The sequence below is a fragment of the Actinacidiphila sp. bgisy167 genome (assembly GCF_965342175.1).
In the GTDB taxonomy this organism is placed as follows: domain Bacteria; phylum Actinomycetota; class Actinomycetes; order Streptomycetales; family Streptomycetaceae; genus Actinacidiphila.
The window spans coordinates 20,119-43,303 of sequence record NZ_CBDRBL010000008.1 but is presented as its reverse complement, the minus strand read 5'-3'; the positions used below and the strand labels follow the sequence as shown (position 1 = coordinate 43,303).

Sequence of the window (23,185 nt, the reverse complement as noted above, 5' to 3'; positions counted from 1 at the left end):
CTGCCTTTCCCGCGCTCCGGCCGGGCTGATCCGCCCTGGAGAGAGTATCCGTCCGGCCGTTTCTCCGTTATCTGACGGTATCGCCGCTTTCGCATCGAACGTCCAGCGGGATGAAGGGGGCCCGGCCGCTCTGGTATAAAGCGCTTCCCGATTCAGGGGTTTGGAATTCAACCAACGGTACCCACGGGCTCAGGGGTGGGACGGGGCGGGGAAGACTACATGGGACGAATACGTGTGCGCGGGCGTGCCTGGCTCGCGGTCGGGGCGGTCGTGCTCGGCGGGGCCGGAGCCGTGACCGCCGCCTCCGTGGCGAGCGGCCCGGAGGGGACCGTCTCGTCGGCGGCCCACAAGGGGCCGGTGCGCACCACGGTGGACGCGCTGGAGCTCAAGGGCACCGGCGGCGAGCGGGAGCTGCCCCAGCAGCGCACGGACGCCTTCGGCACCCTCGGTGTGACCTGGGACGATCCGAAGGCGGAGCTGGACGGCACGATCGAGCTGCGGGTCCGGGCGCAGAAGTCCGGCACATGGTCCGACTGGTTCGGCATCGAGACGCACAACGACGACGCACCGGACGCCGGCGACGAGGCGGCGGGACGCGGTGGCACCCCTCCGCTGTGGGTGGGCTGGTCCGACGGCGTGCAGGTCCGCGTCCGGTCCGACAAGGGCGCGGCCGGCATCCCGAGGGGCCTGAGACTCGCCCTGGTCGGCGAGAGCGACAAGAAGAGCAGCGTCGACGTGGCGATGGCGCCTGCCGCCTTCGCCGCCGACTCCGAGAACTCCGAGGACCCCGCGTCGCCGCCCGCGGATCCCACGCAGACCCCGACGTCCACCGAGACGACCGCACCGGCCACGACGGAGCCTCCGGTTACCGAGCCGAGCGCCCCGGAAAGCTCCGCCCCCGCCGGCGGCGCCCCGGCGACCAGCGGCCCGCCCACCACGAGCTCCCCGACGGCCTCCGCGACGGCCTCCGCGTCGGCGTCGGCGTCGGCGTCGGCGTCGGCGTCGGCGTCGGCGTCGGCCTCAGCATCCGTTTCCGCCTCATCCCCGCCCCCCACCTCGACCATGCCCAAGCCGCCCATCGTCACCAGGGCGGGCTGGGGCGCCGACGAGAGCATCCGCGAGCAGACGGAGCCGGCCTACGCGCCCAACGGGGTGCAGGTGGTCTTCGTGCACCACACCGCCACGTACAACGCCCAGGCGAAGAGCGGTGACTACAGCTGCAGCGACTCGCCGAGCATCATCCGGCAGATCTACGCGTATCACGTCAGCCAGACGTGGCGGGACATCGGCTACAACTTCCTCGTCGACAAGTGCGGCACGATCTACGAGGGCCGCTACGGCGGCGTGGACCGTGCCGTGGTGGGCGCCCAGACCGAGGGCTACAACACCGGTACCTCGGGCATCGCGGTCATCGGCTACTTCCAGACCGACACGCACGTCTCCAAGGCCACGCCGATGACCTCGCAGATGCTGGGCTCGGTCACCGCCCTGGCCGCCTGGAAGCTGGGCTTCAAGAAGATCGACCCCAACCCCGGGACCAAGACCCAGACCGTCAACGGCAAGGCGTTCTACCCGATCTCCGGTCACCGCGACGGGTTCGCCACCGCGTGCCCCGGCACCAACCTGTACGCCAAGGTGCCCACCATCCGCTCCTACTCCTCGGGCGTCGCCGCGCCGACCCTGAACGGGGTCAGCGGCGCCACGCTCTCCGGGTCCTCGTACTACACCAAGGGCTCGGCCACGGTCGCCTGGAAGGAGTCCACCCCGACCGCCGTCATCAAGCGGTTCGAGGTGCTCGTGGACGGCAAGGTCGCCGCCACCGCCAAGCCCACCGCGCTCTCCGCGCCGATCACGGTCGCCGCGGGCAGGCACACCGTGACCGTCCGCGCCGTGCACATCAACAACAAGACGGCGACCTCGGCGTCCTCGTACAGCGTGGTCGGCGACACGACCAAGCCGACGTTCACCACCGCGCCCGCGGTGAAGATCCGCAACGCCACGGTGTCCAGCACCTCCGTGCCGGTCTCCGTGACCTGGAAGGCCGCCGACAACGGCGCCCTCAAGAGCGTCGCGGCGACCGCCCCCACCACCGCCGCCTTCGGTCCGACCACCACCTCGTGGAGCACCACGGGCAAGGTGAACACCGCGGTCACGTACGGCCTGAAGGCCACCGACGCGGCCGGGAACTACACCACCGCCTCGGTGAGCCGCACTGCGGCGATCCTGCAGGAGACCTCGGCGACGAAGTCCGGTACCTGGTCGACGAAGAGCTCCACCAGCTACCTCGGCGGGAAGTCCTCCACCTCGTCCTCCAAGAACGCCAGCCTGACCTGGACGTTCACCGGCCGCTCGGTCGGCTGGGTGGTGTCCCGGGCCTCGACCTCCGGCCAGGCGTACGTCTACGTCGACGGGGTCAAGGCGGCCACGGTGGACCTCAAGTCCTCCACCACCGCCTACCGCCAGACGATCTGGTCCAAGACCTGGAGCACCAGCGCCAAGCACACCCTCAAGATCGTCGTCGTCGGCACCTCCGGACGCCCGACGATCACCACGGACGGCATCACCTACATCAAGTGACGCCCTGACAACAAGAGTCCGGGGAGCGCGAGTTGCGCTCCCCGGGCTTTTTCTGCCCGCGCTCGCCCCCGCGAGCCGGAACGTTCGCACCGTTCCCCGGACCTTCACTTCCACGGCGCTTCGGACGTCCACGGCCCCTCCTAATCTGGCGCCGCACCACCCCCGTCCCCGTCCCCCGCTCCCCGGAGGTCCGCCGTGTCCGGCTGGTCCCTGCCCCGTCCCCGTCGCACCGTCACCGCTCTGGCGTCCGCCCTCGGCGTCGCCGCCGCCTCCCTCGGCCTGTGGGCCGGGCTCGGCGGGTCCGAGACCGCCCACGCGGCGGGCAGCGTGCCGAACCCCGACCACGTGGTCGTGGTGATGTTCGAGAACCACGCCTACAACCAGGTCATCGGCAGCTCCAGCGCCCCCTACATCAACAACACGCTGAAGGCCGGCGGCGCCAACCTGACGCAGTCGTACGGCATCACGCACCCGAGCCAGCCCAACTACCTGCAGATCTTCTCGGGCGGCAACCAGGGCGTCACCGACGACGGCTGCTACACCCCCGGCTTCAGCTCCAAGCCCAACCTCGCCTCCGAGCTGATCGCCGCGGGCAAGAGCTGGGCCAGCTACAACGAGACGCTGCCCAGTCAGGGTTCGACCACCTGCAGCAGCGGCACCTACGCCCGCAAGCACAACCCGTGGTTCGCGTTCAGCAACGTCCCGACGTCGACGGCGAAGACCTTCGCGCAGTTCCCGACGGACTTCACCACCCTGCCGAAGGTCTCCTTCGTGGTGCCCAACCTGTGCAGCGACATGCACGACTGCTCGGTCTCCACCGGTGACACCTGGCTGAAGAACAAGCTGGGCGCGTACGCGACCTGGGCGAAGACCCACAACAGCCTGCTCGTCGTCACCTTCGACGAGGACAACCGGCTGAGCGGCAACAAGATCCCGACCGTGCTGTACGGCCAGCCGGTCAAGGCCGGCTCGTCCTCCGCGACGACGTACAACCACTACAACATGCTCCGCACGCTGGAGGACCTGGCGGGTCTGAGCACGCACGCGGGCAACGCCGCCTCCGCCTCGGACATCACCGGCATCTGGGCGAGCTGAGGCCGACGTGTACGTCGCGGACAGCCGCGGCGGAACCGGCACCGGGGTCCGGGACGCGCCGCGTCCCGGACCGCGGGCCACCGCCGTCGCCCCCACCGTCCTCGTCCTGGGCGCCGTCAGCCTGATCACCGACGTCTCGTCGGAAATGGTCACGGCCGTGCTGCCCCTCTACCTGGTCGCCGGACTCGGTCTCTCCCCGCTCGGCTTCGGCCTGCTGGACGGCGTGTACAACGGCTTCAGCGCGCTCGTGCGGCTGGCCGGCGGCCACCTCGCCGATCGGGGCGGCGGCCGGCACAAGGCCGTCGCGGCCTTCGGCTACGGCCTGTCGGCACTGTGCAAGCCCGCGCTGCTCCTGGCCCACGGCCTCCCGCTGATCGGTGCCGTCCTCGCGGCCGACCGCACCGGCAAGGGGCTGCGCACCGCGCCGCGGGACGCGCTGATCTCCCTGGCCTCCACGCCCGAGGCGCGCGGCCGGGCCTTCGGCGTGCACCGCGCCATGGACACCGCCGGGGCGCTGCTGGGACCGCTGGTGGCCTTCCTCATCCTGCGGCAGGCCGCCGAGGGGTACGACGCCGTCTTCACGGTGAGCTTCTGCGTCGCCGCCGTGGGCGTGCTGGTGCTGCTGCTCTTCGTGCCGGGCCGCCGCCGCGGGGTTCCCACCCCGGCCGCCGCCGGCTCCCCGGCGCCGTCCCTGCGGGCGTCCCTGGCGTTGCTGCGCCGCCGGGACGTGCGGCGGCTGACGGTCTGCGCGACGCTGCTGGGCCTGTCGACGGTCAGCGACTCCTTCGTCTACCTGCTGCTCCAGCACCGCCTGGGAGTCCCCGACCGCTGGTTCGCGCTGCTGCCACTGGGCACCGCGGCGGCCTTCCTGCTGCTCGCCGTGCCACTGGGGCGGCTGGCCGACCGGGTGGGGCGCTGGCGGATGTTCCTGACCGGGCACGTCGCGCTGCTCGCCGCGTACGGACTGCTGCTCGCGCACGGCCCGGCGTACGCCGTCCTGCTGCTGCACGGCGCCTTCTACGCCGCCACGGACGGGGTGCTGATGGCCGCCGCCTCCACCGCCGTACCCGACGAACTGCGCGGCGCCGGGCTCGCCCTCGTCCAAACCGGGCAGGCCACGGCCCGCTTCGCCGCCTCCCTGGCCTTCGGCGCCGCCTGGACCGCGTGGGGCGACGTCACGGCCCTGACCACCGCCGCGCTGGCGCTGACGGCGTGCGCGGTCTGCGCCTGGTGCCTGCGTCCGGCGCAGAGCAAGTGACCCCCGAGGAAAGGCCCCCATGAACACCCGCAGCCGTCTGTTCCTGCTGCTCGCCGCCGTGGCGGCGCTGGCCGCCGTCGCCGCCGTGTCCGTGCTGCGCGCCTCCGACCGCGCGGCGGAGAAGGACCGCCCGCAGGCCGGCGGCCCCGCGGTCACCGCCGGAACGGTGACCTTGGCGCCGGACGCGCCACGCCTGGTGTTCCGCAACATGGCGTGGGGGCCGCACCGGGACGAGCTCGCCACCGTCCCGGCCGACAGCCCCGGGGCCGTGCGCACCGCCTCGAAGGTCGCGTGCCTGCGCTTCTACGCGGCCGCGGGCACCGGCATCTGCCTGCAGTCGGTCAAGGGCGCCGTCCAGGACGGCTACCGCGCCGTCGTGCTCGACGCCCGGCTGCGCGAGCTGCGCCGCTTCCCCCTCGCCGGCATCCCGACCCGGGCCCGGGTCTCGCCCAGCGGACGGATGGTCGCCTGGACGGTGTTCGTCGGCGGCGACTCCTACGCGGGCACCGACTTCTCCACCCGCACCTCCGTCCTGGACACCCGTACCTGGACGCTCGTGAAGAACCTCGAGGACTTCCGGATCACCAGGGACGGCAGGTCCTACCGCGCCGCCGACGTGAACTTCTGGGGCGTCACCTTCGCCGACGACGCCCACTTCTACGCAACCCTCGGCACCGGAGGCCGCACCTATCTCGTCCGCGGCGACCTCGCGGCCCGCTCCGTGCGGACGCTCCGCGACAACGTCGAGTGCCCCTCGCTCTCGCCCGACGGCACCCGGCTCGTCTTCAAGAAGCGCGTCCCCGGCCTCTCCCCCGACGCGCCGTGGCGGCTGTACGTCCTGGATCTGGCCACCCTGCGCGAGACCCCGGTCGCCGAGCGGCGCAGCGTCGACGACCAGGTCGTCTGGCGCGACGACCGCACGCTCGTCTACGCCCTCGCCGGGGACTTCGGCGCGGACCTGTGGACGGTGCCCGCCGACGGCACGGGCCGGGCCCGCCGCATGATGACGGCGGCCCTGGCCCCCGCCTACCTCGGGTAGGGCCCGCGTTCCCCGGCGCTGCTCGGCGGGCGGGGCCGCGTCCGGCGCACCACCCGGCGGGCGGAAAGCCGTCAGGTCGCCGGGTCCTCCGGTCGCCGGGGCTCCGATGTCAGGTCGCCAGCGACACGTCGGTGGCCTTGACCAGCGCGACGACCTGGTCGCCCTCCGCGACGCCCAGCTCGTCGAAGGCCTCCCGGGTGATCACCGCGGTCAGCTCACGACTGCCCCCGAAGGCGATCCGCACGGTCGCCATGGCCTCGCCCCGCGTCACGGCGGTGACGGTGCCGGGGATCCGGTTGCGGATGCTGATGCCCTGCACGGGTGCCGTCGCCAGGGCGACCTCCGTCGCCTTGATCAGCACGGTCACTCCGCCGCCCGGGATGATGCCGAGTTCACGCACGGCCTCCGCCGTCACGGCCGCCGTGAAGTCCGGCCCGCCGCCGTCGAGGCGGACGGTGACCACGGCCATCACCTCGCCCGGGACCACCGAGGCGACCTTGCCCTCGATCTGGTTGCGCATGCTCAGTGCCATGAGCGGCACCGTAAGCCCGCTCCCGGCCCGCCGCGCGCAGACCCGCCGCCCGCCCCGGGCCCGGGCGGCGGTCCAGCCCACCGACGGCGGCCGGAGAGGTCGATCAGGCGGTGACCAGGTCCGCCCAGTGGGTGAAGCCCGCGCGGTCGGTACGGACCCCGTGCCGGATCGACAGGGCGCTGACGATGCCGAGCCCGCGCCCGTGCTCGTCGGGGTCGGTGGACCCTCCGGGAGGGTCGGTCCGGACTGCCGGGCCGCCGTCGGTCACCTCGACGCGCAGGGCGCTGCGCCCGTCGACGTCCGTCCAGCGGATACGCAACCCGGCGGGGCCCTCGGCGTGCACGACCGCGTTCGTGGTCAGCTCCGAGATCACCAGCAGCACGTCCTCCACGACCTCCGGACGCAGGTCCCACTCCGCCAGCACGGCGCGTACCCGCCGGCGCACGACGGACAGGGCGCCGGGCCTGTACGACAGCGCGCAGGCGTGCACGTCCGCACGCTGCGACATCGTCTCGGGCTCCGACGCCATGGTGTCCTCCTCCCGGGGAGTCCTGCCGGGCGGACTCCCGGGCCTGACCGACAAGCCTCCGAGACGGGGGCCGCACCGGTCAATGAATCGGGGTCGGCATTATCGAACGCTGCCCTTATACGTCGAACGACCTGCGCAAACGTGCTGATGCCGCTCGGGATTGCCGGGGATAGCATCGACGTATGGCCGGTCCGCTCCAGTCCATCGAAAGGGCGGCGGCGATCCTCAGGCTGCTGGCCGGCGGACCCCGCCGCCTCGGGCTGGGCGAAGTGGCCGGCTCCCTCGGGCTGGCGAAGGGCACGGCGCACGGCATCCTGCGCACCCTCCAGCACGTGGACTTCGTCGAGCAGGACCCGGCGACGGGCAAGTACCAGCTCGGTGCGGCCCTGCTGCACCTGGGCACCAGCTACCTGGACGTCAACGAACTGCGGTCGAGGTCGATCAACTGGGCCGACGCGCTCGCCGCGCGCAGCGGCGAGGCGGTGCGCCTCGGCACCCCGCTCGAAGGCCAGGTGCTCGTCGTCCACCACGTCTTCCGGCCCGACGACAGCCTGCAGACTCTCGACGTCGGCACCCTGCTGCCGCTGCACGCCTCCTCACTCGGCAAGATCCTGCTGGCCTACGGGGCGGCGTCGGTGGAGGTGCTGCTGAAGGAGGAACCGCAGGCGTACACCCGGCACACCCTGGTGGCGCAGGAGGATCTGACCCGGGCGCTCGCCGAGGTCCGCGAGCAGGGCTGGGCGGCGGAGGTGCAGGAGATGTCGATGGGCGAGGCCGGGGTCGCGGCGCCGATCCGCGGCTCGGGCGGGCTCGTCGTCGGGGCGATCGGCCTGTCGGGCCCGGTCGAGCGGATCTGCGACACCAAGAGCCGCCCCCACGCGTCCCTGGTCACGTTGCTCCGCGAGGCCGCGCGGGCGATCTCCAGAGACCTCGGCGCGGCCCGCTGGTGAGGCCCGTGCCGTGCGGCGGACACCCCGCTACGGACGTGCCGGCACAGCGAAGGGGCACGGCGACTGCGACGAGAGCACGAGGAGGCAGCCGGGAGAGCACCGAAACGATCAGGCGGCGGCGGCATCGGAACGCATCGGAGAGAACGCATCGGAGAGGCCCCGACCATGGTTGAACGGTTTGTGTTGTCCATCGACCAGGGCACCACCTCCACCCGATGCATCCTCTTCGACCACCGGGGCCGCCTGGTGTCGGTGGCGCAGCGGGAGCACCAGCAGCACTTCCCCCGGCCCGGCTGGGTGGAGCACGACGCCCTGGAGATCTGGCGCAACCTCGAGCGCATCGTGCCGCAGGCGCTGTCCTCCGCCGAGATCGCGGCGGACGAGGTCGCCGCCATGGGCATCGCCAACCAGCGGGAGACGACCGTGCTGTGGGACCCGAGCACGGGAGTACCGCTGGGCCGGGCCGTCGTCTGGCAGGACACCCGTACCGCACCGCTCGTCGAACGGCTGCGCCGGGACCCCGGCGACGACTTCTTCCTGGAGCGCTGCTGCCTGCCGCCCTCCACCTACTTCTCCGCGCCGCGGATCCGGTGGCTCTTCGACGAGACGCCCGAGCTCGAACAGCGCGCCCGCGACGGGCGGCTGCTCTTCGGGACGATGGAGACCTGGCTGATCTGGAACCTGACGGGCGGGGTCGACGGCGGTCTGCACATCACCGACGCCACCAACGCCAGCCGCACCATGCTGATGAACATCCACTCGCTGACCTGGGACCAGGACCTGCTGGACTTCTTCGGCGTCCCCCGTGCGATGCTCCCGGAGATCCACGCCTCCGCCGAGAACTACGGCGCGGCCCGCACCGTGCTGCCGGGCGTCCGCATCACCGCCGCGCTCGGCGACCAGCAGGCGGCCCTCTTCGGCCAGACCTGCTTTTCCCCGGGCGAGGCGAAATGCACCTACGGGACCGGCAGCTTCCTGCTGCTCAACACCGGCACGGAGGTGGTCAGGTCGCGGCACGGGCTGCTCTCCACGGTCGCGTACAAGATCGACGACCAGCCCGCGGTCTACGCCCTGGAGGGGTCGATCGCCGTCACCGGGTCGCTGGTGCAGTGGTTCCGCGACCGCCTCGGCCTGATCAGCAGCGCCCCGGAGATCGAGACCCTCGCGCGCACCGTCGAGGACAACGGCGGCTGCTACATCGTGCCCGCCTTCTCCGGTCTCTTCGCCCCGCACTGGCGCAGCGACGCCCGCGGCGTCATCGTCGGACTCACCTCGTACATCACCAAGGGGCACCTGGCCCGGGCCGTACTGGAGGCCACCGGCTGGCAGACCCGCGAGGTCGTCGACGCCATGAACGCCGACTCCCCGCTCCCGCTCAAGGAGCTCAAGGTCGACGGCGGCATGACGGCGGACAACCTGCTCATGCAGTTCATCGCCGACGTCCTCGACGTGCCGGTGGTCCGCCCCATGGTCGCCGAGACGGTGTCCCTGGGCGCCGCCTACGCCGCCGGCCTCGCCTCCGGCTACTGGCCGGACCTGAGGGTGCTGCGGAACAACTGGCACCGGGCCGCCCAGTGGCTGCCCGACATGGACCCCGCGCGCCGGGAGGCCGAGTACGCGAACTGGCGTCGCGCCGTGGACCGCTCCCTCGGCTGGATCAGACAGCCCGGGGCGCCATGACCCCGGGGCGGGCCGCTGAGCACAGCCCGGCCGGCCACCCGTCCCCGGGGGTCCGGTAGGCGGCGCCGCGGACGGTCCTGGCCTCGCGGCCGGGGACCACGCAGCGGTGCGGGCCCCGGACTCGGTGCGAGGCGCGGCGACCGGGGTAGGAGCCCAGTGAAGTGGAGATACCGGCCCTGCATGCCCGCACCGGTCAAAAGGGGCACGCTCATGGATCCATGGCTGATCTGGTTGTTCCTCGCGGCGGCGCTGGCCGTCGCGGAGATCCTCACCCTGACCGCGGCGCTCGGGATGCTCAGTGCGGCCGCACTGTTCACCGCCGGGGCCGCCGCGGTCGGACTGCCGCTGCCGTTCCAGTTCGTCGTGTTCGCCGTCGTCGCCACGGTCAGCGTGGTGTTCGTGCGCCCGGTCGCGGTGCGGCATCTGCAACGCCCCCCAAGGGAGCGCTTCGGCGTTGAGGCACTGGTCGGCAGGGCCGCCTATGTCGTGTCGGAGGTGACGGGCGTCGGCGGCAGGGTGCGCATCGACGGCGAGGAGTGGACGGCCCGTGCCTACGACGCATCGCTGGTGATACCGCCCGGGGCGGCCGTGGACGTCATCGAGATCAGCGGTGCCACCGCACTCGTCTACCCCAGGGACTGAGACCATGGAGACTCCCGCGTTTCTGATCGCCGGCCTGATCATCGCGTTGTTCGCGGTCTTCACCGTGGTGCGGGCGGTGCGCATCGTGCCCCAGGCGCGGGCCCGCAACGTGGAGCGCCTCGGCCGTTACCACCGGACCCTGAAGCCGGGCCTCAACCTCGTCATTCCGTACATCGACCGAGTCCATCCGGTGATCGACCTGCGCGAGCAGGTCGTGTCCTTCAAACCCCAGCCGGTCATCACCGAGGACAACCTCGTCGTCGAGATCGACACCGTCCTGTACTTCCAGGTCACCGACCCGCGAGCCGCCTTCTACGAGATCGCGAACTTCCTCCAGGCGGTCGAGCAGCTCACCGTCACCACCCTGCGGAACGTCGTGGGTTCCATGGACCTGGAGAAGACCCTCACGTCACGGGACACCATCAACAGCCAGTTGCGCGGGGTGCTGGACGAGGCCACCGGAAAGTGGGGGCTGCGGGTCAACCGGGTGGAGATCAAGGCCATCGACCCTCCGCAGTCCATCAAGGACGCGATGCAGAAGCAGATGCGAGCGGAGCGGGACAAGCGGGCCGCGATCCTGGGCGCCGAGGGGCAGCGCCAGTCGCAGATCCTCACCGCGGAAGGCGACAAGCAGGCCGCCGTCCTACGTGCGGAGGGCGACCGCACGGCCGCGATCCTCCAGGCCGAGGGACAGTCCCGGGCCATCGACGAGGTGTTCCAGGCCGTGCACCGCAACGACCCCGACCCCAAGCTGCTCGCCTGGCAGTACCTGCAGACCCTGCCCCAACTCGCCCAGGGCTCGGGCAGCACCTTCTGGATGATCCCCAGCGAGGTCACCTCCGCGCTGCAGGGCGTGTCCCGCGCCTTCAGCGAGGCGCTGCCCCCGTCGCCGGCCACCCGCGAGAAGCCCTCGGACGACATGGCTGCCCAGGCCGCCAGCGACACGGCCCAGGCGGCGGAGGCCGCCGCCGCGGCCCTCGCCGACGCCGCGAGGGCGGAGACGTCAGCGACGCCGACCGGTCGCCCCGTCCCCCGGACCGATGGCGTCACCCCGTGAGCACCCACGCCGACCGCCGGCGCCCCTGGGGCGCCGGCGAGGTCACCTCATCCGCCCGCGCGCCCGCCTCACCTCGCGGTCGACGGCCCAGACGTCGGCGACAGGACCGAGGTGGCCGAGCTTGTCGGGATTGATCACCGAGCGGATGGTCTGGATCTGCCCGTCGAGCACCTCGAGGGCCACGGTGTGGAGCACCTTGCCGTCCCGGTCCCGGAAGATCGCGCCGGGCTGCCCGTTGATCTCGTGCCGCTCGAACGTCACGTCGACCTGGGCCATCGCGGGGAAGACGGAGGCGAGCAGCCTGGCCACGTTCTCGGGGCCGCTGACGGTGTTGGCGAGCTGCGGGGCATTGCCGCCGCCGTCCCCGACCAACTGGACGTCGGCGGCCAGCAGATCCCGCAGCCCGCCCATGTCACCGTCCTTCAGCGCGTCGAAGAACCGCGTCGCCATCTCCTGCCGCTCCTGACGGTCCGCCGCGAACCGTGGCCGCCCGGCCTGCATGTGCCGTCGTGCCCGTACCAGCAGCTGCCGGCACGCCGACTCCGAACGCCCCACCGCCGCGGCGACCTCGTCGAACCCGAAGCCGAACACCTCGCGCAGCACGAACACCGACCGCTCCAACGGGCTGAGCCGCTCCAGGAGCAGCAGGGCCGCCATCGACACCGAGTCGGCCAGCTCCGCCGCACGCGCCGGATCCTGATACGGATCGCTGAGCAGCGGCTCGGGGAACCACGGGCCCACGTACTCCTCCCGCCTCACCCGCGCGGAGCGCAGCACGTCGATCGAGAACCGCGTCACCGTGGCCGACAGAAACGCCTTGACCGACGCGACCCGGGTCGCCGAGGCGTCGAAGCGCAGCCACGTCTCCTGGACCGCGTCCTCGGCCTCCGCCACGCTGCCCAGAATCCGGTAGGCGATCGAGAACAGCAGCGGGCGCAGCTCCTCGAACTCCTCGACCTTGTCCACGGCGAATCCCCTCCCCTTGTGCCTTCGCACCCGGCCGCGCCCACCGGTGTTGATCTCGTCCGTGACCACCCGGACCACCGGTGGTCACGCTAACGCCGCCGGCCGGGGCCCGGAACCCGCAGCCGGACCCCGGGCCCGGTCGCCGCCGTTCAGTGGAACCGGCCGGGCTCATAGGAGCCGGCGGGCTGCTGCGCGATGATGTTCAGCCGGTTCACCGCGTTCAACATGGAGACCAGGACCACCAGGGTGGCCAGTTGCTCCTCGTCGTAGTGCCGGGCGGCGCGCGCCCACACCTCGTCACTGACGCCCGTGGCCGCATCCGCGACCCGGGTCCCCTCCTCCGCCAGTTCCAGCGCGGCGCGTTCGGCCTCGGTGAAGACCGTGGCCTCCCTCCACGCCGCGACCAGGTTCAGCCGCACCGGGGTCTCGCCGGCAGCAGCGGCCTCCTTGGCGTGCATGTCGATGCAGACGGCGCAGCCGTTGATCTGGCTCACGCGCAGCGCCACCAGCTCCTGTGTCGCGGCCGGCAGCGGCGAGTCCTTGAGGGCCCTGCCCGCCGACATGAAGTGCTTCAGGACCTTGCCGGCGGTCGGGCTGGCGAAGTAGTCCAGTCGCGCGTCCATGATGTGCTCCTCTGCGGTCGTCCGTGGTGACACCCCCTGGGACGAGATGGCCCGACGCCCTGTGACACGGATGGATGTGACCCGCGTCACCCCGCCGCCGAGCCGGACGGACCGAGCCGTCAGCGGCCTTCCGTCGACGCTTCCCGATGCACCCGGCCGCGAGCAGGGTGCATTAATTTGCTTGCACAAGCAATTAATGTACGCTGAACCGGCACACCCACGGCGTTACGGGTCGATCCACGCGAAACGCAAGCCGACCGGCCACTTACATCGGTGTGCGCACAAGATCACCCTTGAGACGCGGAGAAAAAGTGTTCAGAAGGTCGAAAATGTCCAAGCTGGCGGCCCCGGCTCTCCTGGCTGCCGCTGCCGCGGTCGTCGTCACGGCGGGACCGGCTTTCGCCGACCTGCCTGGTGCGGGCGACGGATGGCACCCGACGACGTACTCGGGCGGCCAGATCCAGAGCAGCAGCACCGAGGGGGAAGCGCGTGACAGCCGCAGCAACATCCTGCACGCGTGGCGCGGCGCCGACAACGACAACATCTGGATCTCGCTGAACAACGGACCCGCCTACCCGTTGCCGGCGACGGCCGGGTCGACCGATCACGCACAGACGCTCGCCGCCCCGATGGTGATCTGGACCGACGACGGCGGCCGTGGCAACTTCCGGATCTTCCACACCGGCAAGGACGGCCACATATACCAGCACCGCATCCAGCTCACCACGTCCTACCAGCTGCCGGGGACCCTGCCCAACGCGACGCAGGTCCCCAACAACGCCCGCACCAACACCAACCAGCCCGTGGCGGCCGCCGCACTTCCCGGCAACTCCTTCATGCTCGCCTGGAACAGCCAGAGCGACGACAGCATCTGGACGATGTACTACGACGCCGCCACCACGAAGTTCGACACCGCCCAGCAGGTCCCGAACGCCCGGAGCCAGGACGCGCCGTCCCTGGCCGCGCAGGTGAACGACGGTGACGACCCCGCCCCCTGGAACCAGGTGGTCCTCGCCTTCGAGGGCACCGACTTCAACATCTACATGGCGCGGCAGCAGTACGGCACCCCCAACTGGACGAACCCGAAGAAGGTCGGGCCGTACACGACGTACGCCCCCTCTGTCGCCCTCACCGACAACGGCTATGGCGTGATCACCTTCCGCGACTTCGACGGAACCGTCGGCAACTACGAGATCAACCGGCACGGGGACGTCGTGGCCAGCTTCAAGGACGCGAGCTACGGCTGGACCAACACCTCCCCGCTGGCCGTGAGCAGCGGTCCCCTCGTCTACAACGTCCTCACCGGCGCGGGCGGCGGCACGAGCGGAGTGGTGTGGAAGCAGGCCGCCGACTTCCGCGGCCAGCCCACGCCTCCCGCCCCGCAGTGGTGACACCGGGCGCCCTCCCGGAGCAGCAGGTCCGCACGGTCCGATAGAGGGACCTCGTCCCGGTCCCGACCGTACGTGTACGGGCCGCACATGAGAAGGCGGTCCCGGCACAGCGGTCGGCGTGCCGACGCGGCCCCCGCGTCCACCCGGCCCCGTGCCGACTCGGCGCGCCCTGCTGCTCCACGCATCCTCCGGTCCTGACACCCAGCCCTGACCTGGGTGTCAGGACCGGTCCCGTACACGGGCGCACCCGTGCCGTCGACGGCGCGGGGAGACGGGGCGGCGCCGAACCAGCCGCACGGGGGCGGCCCTGACCGGCCTCGTCCCTCCACGCATGCCACACGATGACGCAGAAGAGAACTCCCATGAGACGTTTCCCACCCTTGGCCGGTCTGCTGTCCGGCCTCCTCCTTCTCGCCGCAGTGCCGGCGTTCACCTCCGGCGCGGCAGCGGCCGTGCCGGCGAAAGCCGCCGCGGCGACGGCCGGTCCGGGAGCCGACGGACCGGATCTCAGCAACGCCAACCGCATCGCCTCGCCCCCCGACCTGCCGAACTGGTCGCGCGTGGGATACCGGAACGGCGCGCCGCTGCCCGGCGACGACGAGGTGAACGGTGATGCCTCCTGCCGTATCACTCCGGAGAAACTGTCCTCCACGTACGGTGTGACCGCCGACGACGGCGTCGACGACACCGCCGGGCTGCAGAAGGCGATCGACGACATCAAGAGCGCGTGCTCGCCGTCGGCCAGCTACGAGCGGCTCTCGCTCATCTCGTTGCCGGCGGGGCGCATCGATGTGTCCCGTCAGATCTACGTCGACGCCAGCTTCCTGATCGTGCGCGGGCAGGGTTCCGGCGACGGCGGCACGAAGCTGGTGTTCCGGCCCGACGTCGACACCCGCTACGACACCCTGGTCAACGGCCGCTGGGACCAGGACAGCATGAAGGCCGGCAGCGGCAGCGACGTCGGCACCGGCGGCTGGATGTGGCCGGGGCGCGGCATGTTCCGGGTGCAGACCCGGGACATCGCCGACCGCTACAAGGACGACTGGGCGGCGGCCCCGGCCAACCGCAAGGACATCTTCGAAGGCTCGGTCAACCAGCACTGGGCCTCCGGCATCAAGCTCGCCGCCAAGACCGGGGACCCCGGGTACTCCGCCCGTCGCGGAAGCACGACCGTCCAGCTCATCTCGACTGCCACCATGTCGAAGTTCACGCCCGGCGGCTACGTCTGGGTGGGCGCCGCCAACAGCGTCAAGTTCTACGAGCAGCAGGGCGTCACCGACAAGAGCGTGATGGACGACCTCCACATGCGCCAGCAGATGTTCCGGGTCACCAGCGTCGACGCCGATGCGAAGACGATCAGACTGGACCGCCCGCTGGAGTGGGACCTGCCGGTCGACTCCACCTCTGACGGCTCCGAAGCGCTGGGCGACAAGCCGTACGCCAGCAAGGTCACCCCCCTGAAGATCGTGGAAGGCGTCGGGTTCGAGAACTTCGCCTTCACCCAGGACATGAACGGCCTGCCCAAGCTGGGCGGCGGCACCTACCAGCTGACCCCCGACCAGGCCGTCCACAACTACGGCAACGTGGCTCCCGAGTACGCGATGCACGGCATCGTGTACAAGTGGGCCGCCAACAGCTGGGCGCGCGGGCTCAAGGCCACCATGACCGGCTCGCACCCCATCGTCACGGAGAACGCCCTCAACCTCCAGATCGAGCGCAACAGCTTCGACGGGGCGTGGAACAAGGGCAAGGGCGGCAACGGCTATCTGCGCGGCAGCCGCGTGTGGAACTCGCTGTGGGCCTACAACCTCAGCCGCAACCTGCGCCACTTCACCTTCCAGTGGTCGGCCAGCGGCAACGTCGCCTTCCGCAACGACACCGACTCCGACCTGAACCTGCACGGCGGCTGGGAACACGACAACCTGTTCGAGCAGAACACCGTCAGGGTCCCCTACGAGCACCGCTCCGCCAGCTGTGAGACGAACTGCGGCGGTGAAGGCGGCGAGATCGACGAGGGGACCTGGTACCCCATCTGGTGGGCGGCCGGCCCCAAGGCGGTCAAGTGGTCCGGCTCCTCCGGCCCGCAGAACGTCTTCTACAACAACACGCTGATCAAGCAGACCACCCCTGGCGGGTCTTTCGAGCCGTACGGGCCGTACTCGAACGGCAGCAGCGGCTCCGAGTCGGGAACCGTCTACGAATTCGGTTCGAACGACGACGACCCGGAGAGGTTCCAACCGCTGAGCCAGGGCGGCCAGGGAATCCCGGACTGGACCGGCCGCGAAACCCTGGACTACATAGGCCGCGGAATCGCGACCACCGACGTGGGCAGTCAGCAGTCGCTCTTCCTGCGCGACACCGGTGGTGAACTCGACCCCCGCACGCTCAACGAGCGCAATGTGATCAACTGGAACATGCAGGGCGCGACCTATGTGAACCCTGACACCGGGGAACGCCACAACAACTATGAGGACGTGCGCGACTGGCTGGCCACAGGCGACGCTTCCATCGTGCTCCTGCAGGAAGCCGGCAACCCGGACGCGGGGAGCAGCAGGCCGTTCCTGAGGTTCCAGAGAGAGATCGCGCAGCACGTCTACCAACGTGAGGACGGTTCATATCCGGCGATCCGGGAGTACTGGGTCGACAGTGCCAACAGTGTCGGCTGGCTGTACTGGCTGCATACGGACCGCACCGATCCCGCCGGCCGGGTGAACGTGGCCATCGCCAGCCGCACACGCGTGGCTCCGGACGACCTGCATGTCACCGAGCCGGGCGAATGGGATCCGGTGCTGGAGGAAGGCTATTCCCGGCCGGCGCTCGGTGTCACCGTCGACGGTGCCGCCTACTTCACGGTGCACGCGCGGGCGGACAACCAAGGCCAGGACGCCCCTGCCCTGCTGGACCAGATCCGGGCCAGAATGGCGACCCGGGGTCCGAACGGTGGGCCTCGGCCCTGGCTGGCCGCGGGCGACTGGAACCGCGACCCGTACGACCTCAATCCGGCGATCACGCCGCCTCCCGGCACTCCGGTGAACTACCGGATCTATCGCGTGGGCAATACGCACCCCGCTTACGGGCACGGCGCGGATCCCTTGACGAGTGCCCTCGACTACCCGGTCGTCGGGAGCTTCCCCAACAGACTCTGGATCGGCGAGCGTCGGTTGTTCGACGATGTGACCACGTCGGATCACGTTCCCGTCTGGTTCCGTGTCACCAACCTGCCGCAGCAGGTCACACCGCCGCCGCTGCCGGGCATGCCGCAAGTCGTCGTCCCGCAGACCAACGTTCAGGTGCGAAGTGTCCACACGATCAACGTGGCCGGCCTTCCCCTTCCCGGCAGCAATGTGATCGGCGACGTGCCGTTCAACTACGACAATCCGGAACTGAATCTGAAGTTCGACCTCAGGAAATCCTCGGACTACCCCGGCTACTACAACCTGCTTGCCAAGGACCCCAAGTACTACAACTACTACCTCGGGCAGGAGGGCGGGCGCCGCGACGCGAAGCTGGTGCTGTGGAAGGAACCGGAGCTTGATCAGCTGTGGAAACCGACCTACGAGGGCGACGGCACCTGGACCCTGGAGAACTACAAGACCAAGCAGTACCTCACGGCCCCGCAGAGCGGTGGCCAGCTCTTCGCCCAGGACGAGGACCCCGAATCGCCCACCCAGCGCTGGTTCCTGCAGGACGCCAAGGAGGCGGCCTCCGTCAACGAGGTCGTTCTGGGCGACAAGTCCGGGCCGTCCGGTCAGGCGCTCTCGGTCGACGACCTGGAGGAGGAGCCCCTCCCGCTGTTCCTGAACCCGGACACCGACGACTCCAACCAGCGGTTCGTCACGATCCCCACCCCGGAGGGCTTCGTCTACCTGGTCTGGCACGGGAAGTACGTCACATCCACGGTTTCCTATGAGGAACCTCGGGACGGCGCGAACATCGCGACAGGCCCGTTCCGTGCGAACGATCGCGGTGCGCAGTGGTTCGAAGAGCGCGACAGCAACGGTGGAGAACTGCTGAGCAACCAGACGGGCCCCGACGCCGACGACCGCGCCTACCTCGTACCCAATGCGAATCACACCGAGGTGTCCCTCAGGTCGGTCCTGGCCGGCCTCCTCGGGGACCGCTGGTACATCCACCCGAAGGGCAAGCCGTGACGTGACCGGGTGGCGCCGAACGTGCGGGGGACGGACACGCCGGCCCCGTCGACGGACTCGGCGCCGGACGGCCCGGAACACATGAGACGACGCCGGGCCGGCAGCATCACGCTGCCGGCCCGGCGTCGTCTTCGGCGCAGATACCCCCTGCCGAGCCCGCGGCTACAGGTTCGGGAGGTTCTTGCGGAGCTCGAACGCCGTGACCTCGCTCCGGTACTCCTCCCACTCCTGCTTCTTGTTGCGCAGGAAGAAGTCGAAGACGTGCTCCCCGAGGGTCTCGGCGACCAGCTCGCTGCGCTCCATGTACGAGATCGCCTCGCCGAGGTTCTGCGGGAGGGGCTGGATGCCGAGGGCGCGGCGCTCGCCGTCGGAGAGGGCCCAGACGTCGTCGTCGGCGCCGGGCGGAAGCTCGTAGCCCTCCTCGATGCCCTTGAGGCCCGCGGCCAGCAGGACGGCGTAGGAGAGGTAGGGGTTGGCGCCGGAGTCGAGGGAGCGCACCTCGACGCGGGTGGAGCCGGTCTTGCCGGGCTTGTACATCGGGACGCGGATGAGCGCGGACCGGTTGTTGTGGCCCCAGCAGATGTACGAGGGGGCCTCGCCGCCCGCCCCCGCGGTCCGGTTGGCGCCGCCCCAGATGCGCTTGTACGAGTTGACCCACTGGTTGGTGACCGCGGAGATCTCGTGCGCGTGCCGGAGCAGGCCCGCGATGAAGGAGCGGCCGACCTTCGACAGCTGGTACTCGGCGCCGGACTCGTGGAAGGCGTTGCGGTCGCCCTCGAAGAGGGACAGGTGCGTGTGCATGCCGGAGCCGGGGTGCTGGCTGAAGGGCTTGGGCATGAACGTGGCGTTCACGCCCTGCTCCAGCGCGACCTGCTTCATGACCAGGCGGAAGGTCATGATGTTGTCGGCGGTGGAGAGCGCGTCCGCGTAGCGCAGGTCGATCTCCTGCTGGCCGGGGGCACCCTCGTGGTGGGAGAACTCCACGGAGATGCCCATCGACTCCAGCATCGTGATGGCCTGGCGGCGGAAGTCCTGGCCCACGTTCTGCGGGGTGTGGTCGAAGTAGCCGGAGTTGTCGGCGGGCACCGGCACGGTGCCGTCCAGAGGCAGCGTCTTCAGCAGGAAGAACTCGATCTCCGGGTGCGTGTAGAAGGTGAACCCGAGGTCGGAGGCCTTGGCCAGGGACCGCTTGAGGACGAAGCGGGGGTCGGCGTAGGAGGGGGAGCCGTCCGGCATGAGGATGTCGCAGAACATCCGCGCGGTGCCGGGGGCCTCCGCGCGCCACGGCAGGATCTGGAAGGTGCCGGGGTCGGGCTTGGCGATCATGTCCGACTCGTACACCCGCGCGAAGCCCTCGATCGCGGACCCGTCGAAGCCGATGCCCTCGTCGAACGCCTGCTCCAGTTCGGCCGGCGCCACGGCGACGGACTTGAGATAGCCCAGCACGTCGGTGAACCACAGCCGCACAAAGCGGATGTCGCGCTCCTCGAGGGTGCGGAGCACGAACTCCTGCTGCTTATCCATAGCTCTCCAACCTCGCAGGTCATGGGGCCTGTCGTCCGTGCCGGCTCGAGTGAGGGCCGGACCAGTATCGCGCCGCGGGGTTACCGTCCTGTTTCGGCGGCGGCCGGGACCGCCGGACACCCCTCGCCACCATTGTGCTGCACCCTTGCGATCTTGACACAGGGGGACGGCCCCGAAAAGGCCGGTCCGCCGGGGCTTCGAGGGGTCCGAGTGCGCCACTCCACAGGCGTCGCCCACGACATCGCGTCGCTTTGACGATTACACTGAGCGGCGTGCCTCAACTTCGCCTCGCCCTGAATCAGATCGACTCCACCGTCGGCGACCTCGCCGGGAACGCGGAGTCGGTCGTGCGCTGGACCCGGCACGCGGCCGAACAGGGAGCCCACCTCGTGGCCTTCCCGGAGATGGCGCTGACCGGGTACCCCGTCGAGGACCTCGCCCTGCGCTCCTCGTTCGTCGAAGCCAGCCGTGCCGCCCTGGAGGCGCTCGCCGGACGCCTGGCGGCCGAGGGCCTGGGAGAGGTGCCGGTGGTCGTCGGCTACCTCGACCGCAGCGAGAAGGCCCAGCCCCGCTACGGCCAGCCCGCGGGCTCCCCGCGCAACGCCGCGGCCGTCCTGCACGGCGGGAAGGTCGTGCTGAAGTTCGCCAAGCACCACCTTCCGAACTACGGCGTCTTCGACGAGTTCCGCTACTTCGTCCCCGGCGACACCCTCCCGGTGATCCGGGTGCACGGGGTCGACGTCGCCCTGGCCATCTGCGAGGACCTGTGGCAGGACGGGGGCCGCGTGCCCGCCACCCGCACCGCCGGCGCCGGACTGCTGCTCTCCGTCAACGCCTCCCCGTACGAGGTCGCCAAGGACGACACCCGTCTCGACCTGGTACGCAAGCGCGCCCAGGAGGCCGGCTGCACCCTGGCCTACCTCGCCATGATCGGCGGGCAGGACGAGCTCGTCTTCGACGGCGACTCGATCGTCGTCTCCGCGGACGGCGAGGTGATCGCCCGGGCCCCGCAGTTCGAGGAGGGCTGCGTGCTGGTCGACCTCGACCTGCCCGCCGCGGACCCCGCGAGGGTGCCGAGCGGCGTCGCCGACGACGGCCTGGAGATCGAGCACGTCACCCTCTCCGCCGAGCCGCTGCCCGCGTACGAGCCCGAGGTGCACGGCGGCGAGGCCCCCCGGCTGGGCGACGACGAGGAGATCTACACCGCGCTGGTCGTGGGCCTGCGCGCGTACGTCGCCAAGAACGGCTTCCGCTCGGTGCTGATCGGCCTGTCCGGCGGCATCGACTCGGCCCTCGTCGCTGCCATCGCCTGCGACGCGGTCGGGGCGGCCAACGTGTACGGCGTCTCGATGCCGTCCCGGTACTCCTCCGACCACTCCAAGGACGACGCCGCCGAGCTGGCCCGGCGCACCGGGCTGAACTTCCGCACCGTGCCGATCGGCCCGATGTTCGACGCCTACATGGGCGCCCTGGGGCTGACCGGGCTGGCGGAGGAGAACCTCCAGTCGCGCCTGCGCGGCACGATGCTCATGGCCATCTCCAACCAGGAGGGGCACATCGTCCTGGCCCCGGGCAACAAGAGCGAGCTGGCGGTCGGCTACTCCACGCTCTACGGCGACTCGGTGGGCGCCTACGGGCCCATCAAGGACGTCTACAAGACGACCGTCTTCCGCCTCGCGAAGTGGCGCAACCAGGCCGCGGCGGAGCGGGGCCAGACCCCGCCCATCCCCGAGAACTCCATCTCCAAGCCGCCCAGCGCGGAGCTGCGGCCCGGCCAGGTCGACACGGACTCCTTGCCGGACTACGACGTCCTGGACCGCGTGCTGGCGATGTACGTCGACCAGGACCAGGGGCGCGACGCGATCGTCGCCGCCGGGTTCGACGGGGAGCTGGTCGCCAGGGTGCTGCGGATGGTGGACACGGCGGAGTACAAGCGGAGGCAGTATCCGCCGGGGACGAAGATCTCCGCGAAGGGGTTCGGCAAGGACCGGCGGCTGCCCATCACGAACCGGTGGCGCGAGCACGCGTGACGCCGCGCCGGCGGACTTCGCGGGCCAGGGTGCCCCTTGCGGCGCCTTGGTCGGGAGCCGGATGTTCGCTCTGTGGTCCGCAGCGACCGCACCGCCCTCCCCGGGCCTGGGCGTGGGGAGGCGGTGCGGTCGGGCCACGTGCGGTGGGTGGGAGTCCCGTACGGTTCGTCGAACCGGGCCGTGTCGCTTCGAGTTCCGGCTCCCGGCGCCCCGTCGGCAAGGCCCTGTGATGGTCCCGTCGTCCGCCGGGGTTCCGAGGGGGCCTAGGAAGCCCCGCCGACGATGGTCTCCATGTCCCGGGTGATCACAACGATGCGGTCGATCTTGCCGTTCACGTCCACGTGCTGTGTCTCCCAGCCCTCCACCTCGGTGCTGTCCGGCATCGCGAGGAACCACTGCCACAGGACATCGTCGCGGTTCCGCAGGACCTCGCCGACCTGCAGCAGCGCCACCGGCGCAGCTTCGTGGATCTTCGCGACCCATTCGCTGCAGGCGTCGCGCCCCTCTACCACGTAGTGCTCCACGAAGGTGAAGTCCTCCGCGTACGCGTCCTTGATCAGCGTTTGGCGTTCGTCAGGGTCGGTCTCGCGCCACGCTTGATTGTGGGCACGGATGACGCGCCAGGCGAGATCGCTGTGGTCGGCGTACAGCACCTTGAGGCGGGTGATGCGCCCGCTGGCGTCCAGCCATGCGGTCGCGGTTCCGCCGGCCTCGTACGCGCGGCCGTGCGAGTCCTCTCCGGTCTCCTGCCAGTCGGCGGTCACGACCCCGTCGGCGTCGGCGGTGACAAAGGAGGTGTGAGCGGAGTGCTGCCTCCTGGTCGCGAGTCGACGGTGGAAGGGGATGATCCACTCCCCGGCGGCGTACTCGCCCCCGTAGAAGACCTCGGCGTCCGGCGCGAAAAACGTCTCGAACCGCTCGTCAGGATCGCTCTCGTCAGAGTCGAGGAGCCCAAAATATCGTTCGAAAACAGTCGACATCGTTGCCGACCCCTCCCGGTTGCGTGGTCAAGCGGCGGTAGCTCCGGAACGCGGCGATCGCCGCATGATCAGAATAGCCAATTTGCTACGCGAAGCAAGTAATTGGCTGCGCGAAGAAGCCAGGCGCCGAAGTGGAAGGGTTTCGTCGTCGAGCAGCGCCG

At 70.5% G+C, this 23,185-nt stretch carries 17 protein-coding genes; 11 read left to right on the top strand and 6 right to left on the bottom strand.

From position 1 onward, the window contains the following. Window positions 1-219 precede the first annotated feature (219 nt). The 4 genes from ACRWND_RS05045 to ACRWND_RS05030 all read left to right on the top strand — a co-directional run bounded on the left by ACRWND_RS05045 (window position 220) and on the right by ACRWND_RS05030 (window position 5,969). Window positions 220-2,577, top strand: a complete 2,358-nt coding sequence (locus ACRWND_RS05045) for an N-acetylmuramoyl-L-alanine amidase (protein WP_431946316.1) — start codon at window positions 220-222, stop codon at window positions 2,575-2,577. A gap of 195 nt (window positions 2,578-2,772) precedes the next feature. Continuing rightward, complete coding sequence (locus ACRWND_RS05040) at window positions 2,773-3,672, top strand: alkaline phosphatase family protein (protein ID WP_431946314.1); 900 nt, start codon at window positions 2,773-2,775, stop codon at window positions 3,670-3,672. Window positions 3,673-3,679: 7 nt separating this feature from the next. Beyond that, window positions 3,680-4,930 (top strand): MFS transporter, encoded by a 1,251-nt coding sequence (locus ACRWND_RS05035; RefSeq protein ID WP_431946312.1) that lies wholly within the window; start codon window positions 3,680-3,682, stop codon window positions 4,928-4,930. A 19-nt stretch (window positions 4,931-4,949) separates the two neighbouring features. Further along, the gene (locus ACRWND_RS05030; protein ID WP_431946310.1) at window positions 4,950-5,969 is read left to right on the top strand and encodes a TolB family protein; all 1,020 of its coding nucleotides are present in this window, start codon (window positions 4,950-4,952) and stop codon (window positions 5,967-5,969) included. A gap of 109 nt (window positions 5,970-6,078) precedes the next feature. On the opposite strand, the gene ACRWND_RS05025 is transcribed toward ACRWND_RS05030, so the two are convergent. Together ACRWND_RS05025 and ACRWND_RS05020 are read right to left on the bottom strand one after the other, a co-directional pair. Next, complete coding sequence (locus ACRWND_RS05025) at window positions 6,079-6,501, bottom strand: TOBE domain-containing protein (RefSeq protein WP_431946308.1); 423 nt, start codon at window positions 6,499-6,501, stop codon at window positions 6,079-6,081. Between the two features lie 103 nt (window positions 6,502-6,604). Continuing rightward, a complete protein-coding gene (locus ACRWND_RS05020; protein WP_431946306.1) occupies window positions 6,605-7,030 on the bottom strand; it encodes an ATP-binding protein in 426 nt (141 codons plus the stop codon). Window positions 7,031-7,212: 182 nt separating this feature from the next. On the opposite strand from ACRWND_RS05020, the gene ACRWND_RS05015 reads away from it, so the two are divergent. From ACRWND_RS05015 to ACRWND_RS05000, 4 genes are all read left to right on the top strand, one after another. After that, complete coding sequence (locus ACRWND_RS05015) at window positions 7,213-7,980, top strand: IclR family transcriptional regulator (RefSeq protein WP_431946304.1); 768 nt, start codon at window positions 7,213-7,215, stop codon at window positions 7,978-7,980. A gap of 165 nt (window positions 7,981-8,145) precedes the next feature. Beyond that, window positions 8,146-9,660: a glycerol kinase GlpK gene (gene glpK / locus ACRWND_RS05010; protein ID WP_431946302.1), complete on the top strand. Its 1,515-nt coding sequence runs from the start codon at window positions 8,146-8,148 to the stop codon at window positions 9,658-9,660. A gap of 210 nt (window positions 9,661-9,870) precedes the next feature. After that, a complete protein-coding gene (locus ACRWND_RS05005) occupies window positions 9,871-10,302 on the top strand; it encodes an NfeD family protein (protein ID WP_431946300.1) in 432 nt (143 codons plus the stop codon). 4 nt (window positions 10,303-10,306) lie between these two features. Then, a complete protein-coding gene (locus ACRWND_RS05000; protein WP_431946298.1) occupies window positions 10,307-11,359 on the top strand; it encodes an SPFH domain-containing protein in 1,053 nt (350 codons plus the stop codon). A gap of 42 nt (window positions 11,360-11,401) precedes the next feature. Here ACRWND_RS05000 and ACRWND_RS04995 read toward each other — a convergent pair whose 3' ends face one another. After that, the gene (locus tag ACRWND_RS04995) at window positions 11,402-12,325 is read right to left on the bottom strand and encodes an RNA polymerase sigma-70 factor (RefSeq protein ID WP_431946461.1); all 924 of its coding nucleotides are present in this window, start codon (window positions 12,323-12,325) and stop codon (window positions 11,402-11,404) included. A 149-nt stretch (window positions 12,326-12,474) separates the two neighbouring features. Further along, on the bottom strand, window positions 12,475-12,948 hold the full coding sequence (locus ACRWND_RS04990) for a carboxymuconolactone decarboxylase family protein (RefSeq protein ID WP_431946296.1): 474 nt from the start codon (window positions 12,946-12,948) through the stop codon (window positions 12,475-12,477). Between the two features lie 329 nt (window positions 12,949-13,277). Here ACRWND_RS04990 and ACRWND_RS04985 point away from each other — a divergent pair, with 329 nt between their 5' ends. Together ACRWND_RS04985 and ACRWND_RS04980 are read left to right on the top strand one after the other, a co-directional pair. Further along, complete coding sequence (locus tag ACRWND_RS04985; RefSeq protein ID WP_431946294.1) at window positions 13,278-14,339, top strand: hypothetical protein; 1,062 nt, start codon at window positions 13,278-13,280, stop codon at window positions 14,337-14,339. Window positions 14,340-14,701: 362 nt separating this feature from the next. Further along, window positions 14,702-18,490, top strand: a complete 3,789-nt coding sequence (locus ACRWND_RS04980; protein WP_431946292.1) for a hypothetical protein — start codon at window positions 14,702-14,704, stop codon at window positions 18,488-18,490. Window positions 18,491-18,652: 162 nt separating this feature from the next. On the opposite strand, the gene ACRWND_RS04975 is transcribed toward ACRWND_RS04980, so the two are convergent. Next, a complete protein-coding gene (locus ACRWND_RS04975; protein ID WP_431946290.1) occupies window positions 18,653-20,014 on the bottom strand; it encodes a glutamine synthetase family protein in 1,362 nt (453 codons plus the stop codon). 272 nt (window positions 20,015-20,286) lie between these two features. Here ACRWND_RS04975 and ACRWND_RS04970 point away from each other — a divergent pair, with 272 nt between their 5' ends. After that, the gene (locus tag ACRWND_RS04970) at window positions 20,287-22,044 is read left to right on the top strand and encodes an NAD+ synthase (protein WP_431946289.1); all 1,758 of its coding nucleotides are present in this window, start codon (window positions 20,287-20,289) and stop codon (window positions 22,042-22,044) included. A gap of 263 nt (window positions 22,045-22,307) precedes the next feature. Here ACRWND_RS04970 and ACRWND_RS04965 read toward each other — a convergent pair whose 3' ends face one another. Next, a complete protein-coding gene (locus ACRWND_RS04965) occupies window positions 22,308-23,024 on the bottom strand; it encodes a hypothetical protein (protein ID WP_431946287.1) in 717 nt (238 codons plus the stop codon). Window positions 23,025-23,185 lie beyond the last annotated feature (161 nt).

What these genes read in the sequence shown, in the direction of transcription:
- ACRWND_RS05045 (WP_431946316.1), top strand. Translation starts at nt 220, where the DNA reads ATGGGACGAATACGTGTGCGCGGGCGTGCCTGGCTCGCGGTCGGGGCG.
- ACRWND_RS05030 (WP_431946310.1), top strand. Translation starts at nt 4,950, where the DNA reads ATGAACACCCGCAGCCGTCTGTTCCTGCTGCTCGCCGCCGTGGCGGCG.
- ACRWND_RS05025 (WP_431946308.1), bottom strand. Translation starts at nt 6,501, where the DNA reads ATGGCACTGAGCATGCGCAACCAGATCGAGGGCAAGGTCGCCTCGGTG.
- ACRWND_RS05020 (WP_431946306.1), bottom strand. Translation starts at nt 7,030, where the DNA reads ATGGCGTCGGAGCCCGAGACGATGTCGCAGCGTGCGGACGTGCACGCC.
- ACRWND_RS05015 (WP_431946304.1), top strand. Translation starts at nt 7,213, where the DNA reads ATGGCCGGTCCGCTCCAGTCCATCGAAAGGGCGGCGGCGATCCTCAGG.
- glpK (WP_431946302.1), top strand. Translation starts at nt 8,146, where the DNA reads ATGGTTGAACGGTTTGTGTTGTCCATCGACCAGGGCACCACCTCCACC.
- ACRWND_RS05005 (WP_431946300.1), top strand. Translation starts at nt 9,871, where the DNA reads ATGGATCCATGGCTGATCTGGTTGTTCCTCGCGGCGGCGCTGGCCGTC.
- ACRWND_RS05000 (WP_431946298.1), top strand. Translation starts at nt 10,307, where the DNA reads ATGGAGACTCCCGCGTTTCTGATCGCCGGCCTGATCATCGCGTTGTTC.
- ACRWND_RS04990 (WP_431946296.1), bottom strand. Translation starts at nt 12,948, where the DNA reads ATGGACGCGCGACTGGACTACTTCGCCAGCCCGACCGCCGGCAAGGTC.
- ACRWND_RS04985 (WP_431946294.1), top strand. Translation starts at nt 13,278, where the DNA reads ATGTCCAAGCTGGCGGCCCCGGCTCTCCTGGCTGCCGCTGCCGCGGTC.
- ACRWND_RS04980 (WP_431946292.1), top strand. Translation starts at nt 14,702, where the DNA reads ATGAGACGTTTCCCACCCTTGGCCGGTCTGCTGTCCGGCCTCCTCCTT.
- ACRWND_RS04975 (WP_431946290.1), bottom strand. Translation starts at nt 20,014, where the DNA reads ATGGATAAGCAGCAGGAGTTCGTGCTCCGCACCCTCGAGGAGCGCGAC.
- ACRWND_RS04965 (WP_431946287.1), bottom strand. Translation starts at nt 23,024, where the DNA reads ATGTCGACTGTTTTCGAACGATATTTTGGGCTCCTCGACTCTGACGAG.